Consider the following 10,332-nt stretch of genomic DNA (forward strand, 5'->3'; position numbering starts at 1 on the left):
CTCAGCCCATGGCAAGGGCCGCCGTGTGCGCCGCCCGCGCCAGCCGGTCGTTCTCCGGCGCCGCGCCGCCCGGGAAGGCCATCCGCCGCCGCGTGTAGCCGTACGCCAGCCCGCTGCGCGGATCTGCGAAGGCCTGCGAACCGCCCGCGCCGCTGTGCCCGAACGCCCCGGCGCCCAGGAACGGGTGCCACATGTCGGCCGTGGCCTGGAAACCGAGCCCGAACGACTTGTGCGCCCGGGCCACCAGGTCGTACCCGACCGAGTGGATCTGCCCGACCTCGGCGACGGTGTCCGGCTTCAGCAGCGGCGGCCGGCCGTCCATCTCGCTGATCGCCGCCGCGTACATCCCGGCGAGCCCGCGCGCGGCGGCCACACCGCCCGCCGACGCCGGGCCCTTGGCGCGTACGGCACGGGAGTTGGCGTAGTCCGCCAGGCTCCCCGGGTTCGGCACATGCTCGTTGAACGCGATCGAGGCCAGCGTGTGCGGCCCGCTCGGCGCCGCGTCCAGCACGGCCTGCTGCTGCGCCGTCGGGGCCATCGGCTGCACGGAGCGGTAGCGGATCTCCAGGGACTCGGGCAGCCCCAGGAAGAAGTCCAGCCCGTACGGGGCGCGGACCCGCTCCTCGTACACCTCCTGGAGCGTACGGCCCGTGGCACGGCGTACGACCTCGCCGGTCAGCGCGCCGATGACGAGGGCGTGATAGCCGAAGGCGGTGCCCGGCCGCCAGAACGGCCGCTGGTCCGCGAGCCGTTCGGCGACCGCCCGGTCATCGGTCAGCTCCTGGGCCGTGAACCCGGCGTCGAGCCCGATCAGGCCCGCCCGGTGCGCGATCAGGTCGCGCAGGGTCAGCCCGTTCTTGCCCTCCGCCCCGAACTCCGGCCAGTAGTACGTCACTTTTCGGTCCAGCTCGAGCGTGCCGTCCTGCACGAGGAGCGCGGCCACCAGGTGCGCCGCCCCCTTGGTCGACGAGAACACGCCGTAGAGGGATCCGCCGTCCGCGCCGTCCCCGGCCCACAGGTCGACGACCTTGCGGCCGTGCACGTAGGCGCACAACTGCCCTTCGTAGTCGGGCCGTTCCCGCGCCACGAACGTGGCGAACTCCTCGCGTACCGTCTCGAAGCCGTCCGCGACGGTGCCGTGGATCTCCTGTGTCATCCGCTCTCCTCACCTGTACCGCTGCTCACGGGTGCCACTGTGAACAATGCCCGTCCGACCTGGGCGAATTCCCCCTTCGGGTGGTCCCGGAAGAGTGGTTCCGTGCCGAACAGGACAGCGCCCGGACCGCTGATCACCGAGGCCTGCCCCGCCGCGTCCGCCGGACCGCCGGAGCCGTCCTCCCGCGCCCGCCAGTGCCCGGAGACGAGCGGAGCGCCGGTCGCGTACGACTGCTCCACCCGGACCTCGGGCCCGAGGTCGGTGAACCAGACGGGTGCGTACACGAACCCGTGGCCGGGCGCGCCGGCCGTGACCGGCCCCGAGTTCACCACGCGCACCACGCCGTTGGCGTCCTCGTTGCCCTCGACCGGTTTGGCCGAAAGCAGCCCTTCCGCCGAGCTGAGCGCCGCTCCGGTCGTACCGCGCCCCACGAGCCCATGCTGGTCCAGGAACCCGTCCAGGGCCGTGCGCGCTCCGGCGTTCAGGGCGCCGTGATCCAGCCCCGCCGACACGAACAGCACATCCGCTCTCGACCAGTCGAAGCCCGCGTTCAGCACGGCCGTCGAGACGGGCGTGACCTCGAAGTTCATCTCCCGCAGCGCGAACAGCTCGCCCGAGGTGACGGCGGCGGCCACGCGCGGGCGGCGCAGTTCGGTCGTGCCGGTCAGCTTCGTCGCGTCGAAGACGACGTCGTAGGTCCGTGCGAGTGTCGTCGCGTTGACACGTGCCGACGCCGGCACGATCGCACTGCCGTCGGCCGCCTGCCGTACCGAAACGCCCTGCTGGAGAAGGGCGTTGAGCGCGGCGATCTCCTGCGGGTCGTCGAGCCGCAGTCGCAGGTCGCCGCGCGGGGCGACGTACCCGACGTCCGTGGCCGCGCTCACCGTCCGCAGCGGCACGCCCGTCAGACCGCCGGAGGTCACCGGCCGCACCGTGGCGCCCCACAGGCGGCCCAGGCTCCAGCCCGAGATGTCGTACATCACCGAGACCTTGTCGCTGATGTCCCGCCCGTCGGCAAGCAGCACGTTCGCGAGGCCGCGCTTGGGCTGGCGCATGTCGACGACGTACGAGCCCTTCGCGTACGACCGTCCGGCGAGCCGGAAGTCGCGGGCCGCCCGGGTGACGCGGACGTCGTTGGCGAGGAGGTGGTCCACCAGGCGGGCGGCGGCGGTGGCCGAGCGCTGTCCGGTGCCGCCCGCCGGAATGACGTACGCGCGCGGGAAGTCGGTGGTGTAGACGTCCTCGGGGCCGATGCCCACAACGCCCGGGACCGTCTCCTCGGACAACGGCACCTGGGCCGCGCCCGCCGCCCCGCGCCGGAAGACCTCGATCTGGTCGGCGACGAGCGAAGTGCGGTTCGTCCGCACGAAGTCGAGGGTGGACCGGATGGCCGCGCCCGCCACGTCCACGTTGATCGCGGACCGGCGGCGCAGTTCGGCCTCCGGGAGGCTGGTGTAGGCCGCGTTGTTCACCGCCAGCGGGATCTCCACCGTGTGCGCGGCGACCGTGCCGTGGAAGGCCGCGTACTGCGGGGTGAAGATCGGGGGCCAGTCGTCCCAGCCCTCCTCCTGGTCGCGGAAGGGGATCTGGGCCGGTTCGACGCCGTCCTTCGCAGGCGTGTGGCCGAGGCCGTTGACGGCGGCCTCCATGCCGAGCGCGTTGGCGTAGGTGTTCTTCAGGAACAGGTCGTACTCGTAGTTCTCGCCGTGCGGGGGAGTGGTGGGCTCGATGAGCGTGCCGTTGACGTAGCCGTGCAGGTCGAGCATGACGGCCGGCTGCTTGTCGATCTCGATCTGCCGCATCGCGCGCACCTCGGGCTGCGAGGCGGTGACGAAGTCCCGGTTCATGTCGAAGCCGTTGGCATTGGCGCGGGTGCCGGCGATCCGGCCGTCCGGGTTTGCGGTGATGTTGAAGTAGAGGCGGCTGTGGGAGAGAAGGTCCTTGGTGCGGGCGTCCTTCGCGGTCGCGAGCTGCTCGACGATCCTCAGGGAGGCGTCGGTGCCCTCCCACTCGTTGCCGTGGATGTTGTTGTTGAAGAAGACGGGAGCCTTGTAACCGGCCTTGATCGCCGGGTCCTTGGCGGCCCGGACAGGCGCGTTCTCGATGAGCTCGCGCATCCGCTCCTGGGCGCGGGCCTGGCGGGCGCTCTCCGGGGCGGTGACCGTGACGAGGTAGAGCCGGTGCCCGCCGGCCGAGCGGCCCGCGACCTCGACACTCACCCGGTCGCCGAGCCGTTGCAGGGCGTTCAGCTTCGGGGCGATCGCGTGGTACGGGGTGAGGCCGAGCTTGATGGACTTGTCGGCGGGGTTCTCCGGGTCGGGGGTCAGGACCTGTTCGCGCGGATAGCCGCGCGCCGTGCCTGTGTCGGCCGTTGGGGTCGCCGAGCCGGCGAGGGCCCGCTCGGCGGCGCTCTCGGGCGCGCGGGCGGCGCGCTCGTCGACGGCGGGGCCCTCACGGGTGACGTCCCGGGAAACGGAGGGCTCGGTCTCCGCGTTGGCCGTACGGGGGGCGAGCAGGAGTGAGCCCGCCGTGGTGACGGCGAGGGCCGTGATCAGAACGGGTCTCGCAGGAACGGTTCTCGTGGTGCGCACGCGTACCTCCTCCGGGGCTTCCTCAGATCGGTACGGCGAGGTGTACCTGTTCGACTCAACCGCAACAAGAGGTAGTTGGTGTCGCGGATGCCCCGGATGGCGCATCCGAGGGGTTTGGGACCGGGCATGCTGAGGGGCGGAACACCGGACAGCGCACAGGGCGACGGCGTGTGAGGCGAGGAGAGAGTCCATGGCAACGATCCCTTCGCTCCCCAGCAGGGGCGACGTGCTGCGCATGGCGCGCAACACCACCGACATCACCGGCCAGCTCCTGGACACGGCCGGGAACATCACCCGAATAGCCATCAACACCTTCGACCCGCGCGACGGTTCGGGCAGCGAGGTGCTGCGCGTCCTGCGCGAGACCACCGCCGAACTGGCCGAGGCGAGCGAGTCCCCCGAGGCCCAGGAGGCGTTCTACCGGATCGTCGACACCCTGATGCGGCTCGGCACGAGCGGGGCGCCGCTGGCCGTGCACCCGGTGAGCGAACCGGCCCAGGCGCTGCTGGCGGCCCTGGGTGACAGCCTGCTGCCGGTCCTGGACGCCGTGGAGCCCGCCGTCGAGGAGTTCGCGGCGGCGCTCGGCGACCTGGTCGAGGCGACGTCACCGCTGCTGCCCGCGACGGCGGGCGTGGCCGCGGGCGCGCTGCTCGCGCTCACCCCCGTGCTACGGGAGGCGGCCGAGGTGCTGCGCGACTCCAGCCCCGAACTCCGAAGGATCGCCGACGCCCTGACGGCCGCGCTGGCCCCGCTGATGCCCTTGCAGGTGGCCCTGGCCGAACGCGCGGCCACCGCCGGAGGGGGCGTGATCCGCGCGACGTTCCCGCCGCTTGCCGACCTCACGGAGGCGGCAGCGGCGACGGCGAAGGCGGCGCGACCGGTGCTGATCGTGGGAGAGGAGTTGGTGGTGTCCGGCTTGGAGCGACTCCAGCCGCTCCTGATGGCCACCGCGTCCCGCACCGGCCGCCTGGCCCGGGCGGCGGCGGTACGCGTATCGGCGGCGGTGTCTCCGACGGCGGAACCAGGAGTTGTGGTGGCGGTGACGCCGGTGTGACCGCGCGCCCTGATGAAGCGCCCCGATAGAGTTTCCCCATGCACGATCTCGGGGCGGGATTCCAGTACCTCCTGCAAGGGCAACGCTGGGTGGCCCGGCACGGCAAGCAGTACGGCTTCGGACTGCTTCCGGGCCTGATCACCCTCGTCCTCTACGCGGCGGCGCTCGTCGCGCTCGCGCTGTGGGGCCAGGACTTCGTCGCCTGGGCGACCCCCTTCGCCGACGACTGGTCGAGCCCCTGGCTCGGACTCTTCCGCGGCTTCCTCACCGCCGTACTGTTCGCCCTCGCCCTCCTCCTGTCCGTCGTCACCTTCACCGCGGTCACCCTGCTCATCGGCCAGCCCTTCTACGAGAACCTCTCCGAGAAGGTCGACCGGGACGTCTCCCCGGACGGCACCGCCCCCGAGTCCGGCCTGCCGCTCTGGCGCGAGCTGTGGATCTCGGCCCGCGACAGCCTCCGTATCGTGGCGCGCGCCGCCGTCTGGGGCGTCCTCCTCTTCGCGCTCGGCTTCCTCCCGTTCGTCGGCCAGACGGCCGTCCCCGTGATCGGCTTCTTCGTCACCGGCTTCTTCCTCACCGAGGAACTCACCGCCGTCGCCCTCCAGCGCCGCCGCGTCGATCTCCGCGACCGCCTCACCCTCCTGCGCACCCGCAAGACCCTCATCTGGGGCTTCGGCACACCTTTGGCCGTCGCCTTCCTGGTCCCGTTCGTCGCGGTCTTCCTCATGCCGGGTGCGGTCGCGGGCGCCACGCTGATGGCCCGCGAACTGGCCGGCGAGGAAACGGCGGAGCCCGAGGAGAACGGCGATGCCCTGGACGAAGTGCACGCTTGACCTCAAGCATGCTTGAGCTTCTAGGTTCGTCACATGACGATCCAGACGCCCCAGACGCAGACGCCCCAGACGCAGACGATCAAGACGTACTCGCACGAGGAACTGGCCGCCCAGCCCATCGGCTGGTGGAGTTCGGAGACCGGCCGCCGCATGGTGGCAGCCCTGCGTGAGCGGCTCGCGGCGGAGGATCTCACCCAGCCGCACTGGTGGACGCTCAACCACGTCGCCGGAAAGCCCGGCACCTTCACCCGCGCCACGCTCTCCGCCCGCCTGACGGCGTACGACGACCAAGGCATCGACTTCGACGGCGTCTACGACGACCTGGTCGCCCGCGGCTGGATGACAGAGGCCGCGGGGACCAGGACGATGACGCTCACCGAGGCGGGCGAGGCCGGGCGGCTGCGCGCCCGCGAACGGAACCTGCGGGTCCACGAGCAGGCGCACGAGGGCGTCGACCCGGCCGACTTCGTGACCACGATCAACGTCCTGCGCCGCATGGTCGCCAACCTGGGCGGCGACGGCGACCTGCCGGACTGACGGCTCAGCCCCCGGCCGCCACCGCCAGGATCGTCCGCACCTGCGCGATGATGTCCAGCCGGTTCCGTACGAACTCCGGATCGGTCACGGTGCCGGTCGCCGGATCGGTGTTCCCCGCCCCGAACTCCAGTACGGGCGTGTGCACATGCCCGCCCGGCAGCACGTCGTGCAGCCCCAGCCGGTCCCGCAGCAGGGTGGCGCGGTAGGCGATCTCGTTGGACAGGTAGTTCCCGCCGCCGCCTTCCACGGCCGTCGAGCCGGTCGTCGGTCCGTCCGGCTCGACGACCGGATCGGTGCCGCCCGCCGGGATCTCGGTCACCTCCGTGTTGTCGTACACGGGGAACCGCCCGGTGTCCGCGGCCACGATGTCCTGGTACGGCAGGGTCGTCGTCGTCCACTGCGGCTGCGAGGCCGGGTCGGTGACCGGGACGGTCTCGGTCCGGCTGATGTTGTCGTTGTCCGGGAAGCCGCCCCGCCAGGCCCCGTTGGTCCGCTCGACGTCGAAGCGGCCCACGCGTCCCTGGCTCACGGTGGTGAAGAGATCCACCTTCTTCAGGTACGGCCGCAGCGTCCGCTCCACCGTGCCGTCGGCGAAGTCCTGCCAGCGCACAGGGAACACGACGGTCTCCACCCGGGCCGGCCCGTCCGCCGTCTCGATCACCGTACCGTCGAGCGCGAGGGCGGTGGCGCCCGAGGGGTTGGAGATCCGGACGTCCTGGTCCAGCGTGAACGGGTCGAACCCGGTCACCAGGATCCGCTTGACCTGCTCGCCCGGCGGATAGCGAACTGTGGTCTGCCCGCGCGAGGTCCGCTCCAACTCGTCGATCAGCGAGTCCCGTTGCGTGTCGGACAGCCCGAAGCCCGGCGCCCAGGTGCGCACCTCCCGGGTCATCCCCAGCCGCGCCCAGTACAACGGCCGGTCGTCGTCCCGGCTGAGGTCCCCTCCCTCGGGCCCCCGCCCCTGCGCCCGCTCCACGGCCCGCCGCCACAGCGCCGACCCTTCCCGTACGACGAGCCGGCGGGCCTCGGTGTAGGAGCCCGCCGAGCCGAGCGCGCGGGTGAACTCGGTGGTCAGGGCGTCGAATCCGGAGCGTCTGAGGATCTCCTGGGGCACGGCCTTGTCGAGCCGCTGCTCCTCGACGGTGGGGGAGGGGGCGGTTTCCGCGGCTGCCGTGGCGGTGGGAGCCGTCAGCCCCGCCATCAGGGTCAGTCCGAGGACACCGATCCGAACACGTAGAGAAGTCAAGGCAGTTCAGGCCCTTCTGTCGCCGTGGGGGGAAGCGTTGCTGCCCAACGGCCGCAGTATCGCGTGACAGAAGTGGTCTACGCCATGGGGTGTGACTCAGGAGACGGAATCATCTGTTCACCTTTCGCCGAGCAGCGCCGAGAAGGTCTGGATGATCCCGGGCCGCATCGCGATGGTTTCGGTCCTGGGTCCTTCGTAGGCGGCCGGGGCAGGATGGAGACGTCCGTGGACGTCGACGAGGAGGCACCCACATGGCACAGACCCTGGAAACCAGCGCGGCCGACGAACAGCGCGAGGCAGCCGTCGAGGCCGCCCTGCGCAAGCTCGACCTGGACGCCAAGGCCCGGCTGCTGGCCGGCCAGGACATGTGGTCCCTGCCCGCCCTGCCGGAGATCGGCCTGAGTTCCTTGGTCATGTCCGACGGCCCGATCGGCGTCCGGGGCGTGCGCTGGACCGCCGACGACCCGTCGATCGCGCTGCCCTCGCCGACCGCCCTCGCCGCCACCTGGGACCCGGAACTGGCCCGCAGGGCAGGGGTGTTGCTGGCCCAGGAGGCCCGCCGCAAGGGCGTCCACGTCCTGCTCGCCCCCACGGTCAACCTGCACCGCTCCCCGCTCGGCGGCCGTCACTTCGAGGCGTACAGCGAGGACCCGTACCTGACCGGGCGGATCGGCGCGGCCTATGTGACCGGCGTCCAGTCCGGCGGCGTCGGCACCACCGTCAAGCACTTCGTCGCCAACGACGCCGAGACCGACCGCCTCACGGTGAACAACCTGATCTCCGAACGCGCCCTGCGCGAGCTGTACTTGGCCCCCTTCGAGGCCATCGTCGAAAACGCCCACCCCTGGGGCATCATGACCGCCTACAACTCGGTCAACGGCACGACGATGACCGAGCACCGCTACCTGGTGCAGGAGATCCTGCGCGGCGAATGGGGCTTCGACGGCTTCAACGTCTCCGACTGGACCGCCGCCCGGTCGACCGCAGGCGCCGTCGAGGGCGGCCTCGACGTCGCCATGCCCGGCCCGAAGACCGTCTACGGCGACGCCCTCGCCGCAGCCGTACGGGGCGGCGAGGTCGAGGAGGCCAAGGTCGACGGGGCCGTACGCAACGTCCTGCGGCTCGCCGCCCGCGTCGGCATCCTGGAGGGCGCCGACCCGGTGGTGACCGAGCTGCCGGACACGGTCGACGGCGAGGCCCTGGCCCGCGAGATCGCCCGCCGCTCCTTCGTCCTCGTGCGCAACGAACGCGACGCCCTGCCCCTGAAGCAGGGCACGGTCGCCCTCCTCGGCGCCGCCGCCCGCGACGCCCGGGTCCTCGGCGGCGGCTCCGCCACGGTCTTCCCCGCCCGGATCGTCTCCCCGCTCGACGGCCTCACCGCAGCTCTCCCCGAAGGCGCCCTCACCTACGCCGTCGGCGCCGACCCGAACACCGAACTCGCCGTCGCCGACAAGGGCTTCGAGCTGCGCGCCGTCTGCCGTGACGCCGACGGCCAGGTCATCGGCACGGGCACGGCACCCAGCGGCCAGATCCAGTGGATGGGCGCCGACCTGCCCGAGGGAGTCACCCACGCCGCCCTCCACACCGTCGAACTCACCGGCACCTTCACCCCGCGCGAGACGGGCCCGCACACCTTCGGCATCAAGGGCCTGGGCGCCTTCACGCTCACGATCGACTCCGCGACGTACTTCGACGACATCCAGCGCCCCGCCGCGGACGACGCCTTCGAGGCGTTCTTCGGCGCGCCCGTGCCCCGTGCCCAGGCCGAACTGACCGCGGGCGAACCGGTGGAGGTGTCCCTGACGTACGGGGTCGAGGTCGATGAGGACCACCCGATGAAGGCGATCGGCTTCGCCCTCGCCCACCAGGACCCGCAGCGCGACCCCGACGAGCTGATCGCCGAGGCCGTGGCCGCGGCCCGCGCCGCCGACACGGCCGTCGTCGTGGTCGCCACCACCGAACGCGTGGAGTCGGAGGGCTTCGACCGCACCGACCTCGCCCTCCCCGGCCGCCAGGACGACCTGGTCCGCGCGGTCGCCGCCGCCAACCCGAACACCGTCGTGGTCGTCAACTCCGGCTCCCCGGTGGAACTGCCCTGGCGTGCCGAGGTGGCCGCCGTCCTGCTGAGCTGGTTCCCCGGCCAGGAGGGCGGAGCGGCCCTGGCCGACGTCCTGACCGGCGTCCACGAGCCCGGCGGCCGGCTCCCCACCACCTGGGGCACCCTGGCCGACGCCCCGGTCACCCGGGTCGTCCCCAAGGACGGCGAACTCCCGTACTCCGAGGGCGTCTTCATCGGCCACAGCGCCTGGGAGAAGGAGGGGAGGACCCCTTCGTACCCCTTCGGCCACGGTCTCGGCTACACCGACTGGACGTACGAGTCGGTCGAGGTGCGGGGCACGACCGTCCGGGTCCGGCTGCGTAACTCCGGTGCGCGTGTCGGCCGCGAGGTCGTGCAGGTCTACCTGGCACCCGCCGAGCCCGACGGCGAGCGTCCGGCCCGCCGGCTGGCCGGATTCGCGGGCGTGTCGGCCGCTCCCGGCGAGCTCGTCGAGGCCTCCGTGGAACTCCCGCGCCGCGCCTTCGAGATCTGGGACGAGAAGGCGGGAGCGTGGTCGTTTGTGAAGGGTTCGTACGAGATCCACGTGGGACGCTCGATCACGGACCGCCGAGTCACCGTGACGATTAACGTCTGATCCGGGAGCAAGCCTCCCCATAAGCAGCCCCGGCCCGGGACCTGACCCCTGGGCCGGGGCTCGTGACGTCTACCGGGCGCTTGTCCACCTAGGGCCTGTCGTTTGGATCACGCCGCAGACGCGGGGCCTGGCACGCGCATCTGCCGCGTTGTCGTCGGTTGCCGACGCTCCGCGTCGACGCCCTCCTCCGCCTTGCAGCTGCACGCACCAGACCCCGCTCAC

7 protein-coding genes are annotated in these 10,332 nt (G+C 71.9%); 4 read left to right on the top strand and 3 right to left on the bottom strand.

Going from position 1 to position 10,332, the window contains the following annotated elements:
• Nucleotide 1 precedes the first annotated feature (1 nt).
• Nucleotides 2–1,156 (bottom strand): serine hydrolase domain-containing protein, encoded by a 1,155-nt coding sequence (locus AB0I77_RS03160; RefSeq protein WP_363280526.1) that lies wholly within the window; start codon nucleotides 1,154–1,156, stop codon nucleotides 2–4.
• A complete protein-coding gene (locus tag AB0I77_RS03165) occupies nucleotides 1,153–3,747 on the bottom strand; it encodes a M14 family zinc carboxypeptidase (protein WP_363280527.1) in 2,595 nt (864 codons plus the stop codon). Before AB0I77_RS03165 ends, AB0I77_RS03160 begins: the two co-directional genes overlap by 4 nt.
• A 190-nt stretch (nucleotides 3,748–3,937) precedes the next feature.
• Here AB0I77_RS03165 and AB0I77_RS03170 point away from each other — a divergent pair, with 190 nt between their 5' ends.
• From AB0I77_RS03170 to AB0I77_RS03180, 3 genes are read left to right on the top strand one after another with little or no spacing between them, the layout of a single operon-like run.
• Entirely contained in the window at nucleotides 3,938–4,801 is an 864-nt protein-coding gene (locus tag AB0I77_RS03170; RefSeq protein ID WP_363280528.1) for a hypothetical protein, read from the top strand.
• A 38-nt stretch (nucleotides 4,802–4,839) separates the two neighbouring features.
• Nucleotides 4,840–5,634 carry an EI24 domain-containing protein gene (locus AB0I77_RS03175; RefSeq protein WP_363280529.1) on the top strand — a complete coding sequence of 265 codons (795 nt, stop codon included), beginning with the start codon at nucleotides 4,840–4,842 and terminating at the stop codon, nucleotides 5,632–5,634.
• Between the two features lie 33 nt (nucleotides 5,635–5,667).
• Entirely contained in the window at nucleotides 5,668–6,171 is a 504-nt protein-coding gene (locus AB0I77_RS03180; RefSeq protein ID WP_363280530.1) for a MarR family transcriptional regulator, read from the top strand.
• A gap of 4 nt (nucleotides 6,172–6,175) precedes the next feature.
• Here AB0I77_RS03180 and AB0I77_RS03185 read toward each other — a convergent pair whose 3' ends face one another.
• Complete coding sequence (locus AB0I77_RS03185; RefSeq protein WP_363280531.1) at nucleotides 6,176–7,417, bottom strand: pyroglutamyl peptidase; 1,242 nt, start codon at nucleotides 7,415–7,417, stop codon at nucleotides 6,176–6,178.
• A gap of 251 nt (nucleotides 7,418–7,668) precedes the next feature.
• Between AB0I77_RS03185 and AB0I77_RS03190 the strand changes: the two genes are divergently transcribed.
• Complete coding sequence (locus AB0I77_RS03190) at nucleotides 7,669–10,110, top strand: glycoside hydrolase family 3 C-terminal domain-containing protein (protein WP_363280533.1); 2,442 nt, start codon at nucleotides 7,669–7,671, stop codon at nucleotides 10,108–10,110.
• Nucleotides 10,111–10,332 lie beyond the last annotated feature (222 nt).

Origin of the sequence: Streptomyces sp. NPDC050619 (genome assembly GCF_040654815.1) — a bacterium.
GTDB lineage: Bacteria > Actinomycetota > Actinomycetes > Streptomycetales > Streptomycetaceae > Streptomyces.

What these genes read in the sequence shown, in the direction of transcription:
- AB0I77_RS03160 (WP_363280526.1), bottom strand. Translation starts at nt 1,156, where the DNA reads ATGACACAGGAGATCCACGGCACCGTCGCGGACGGCTTCGAGACGGTA.
- AB0I77_RS03170 (WP_363280528.1), top strand. Translation starts at nt 3,938, where the DNA reads ATGGCAACGATCCCTTCGCTCCCCAGCAGGGGCGACGTGCTGCGCATG.
- AB0I77_RS03175 (WP_363280529.1), top strand. Translation starts at nt 4,840, where the DNA reads ATGCACGATCTCGGGGCGGGATTCCAGTACCTCCTGCAAGGGCAACGC.
- AB0I77_RS03180 (WP_363280530.1), top strand. Translation starts at nt 5,668, where the DNA reads ATGACGATCCAGACGCCCCAGACGCAGACGCCCCAGACGCAGACGATC.
- AB0I77_RS03190 (WP_363280533.1), top strand. Translation starts at nt 7,669, where the DNA reads ATGGCACAGACCCTGGAAACCAGCGCGGCCGACGAACAGCGCGAGGCA.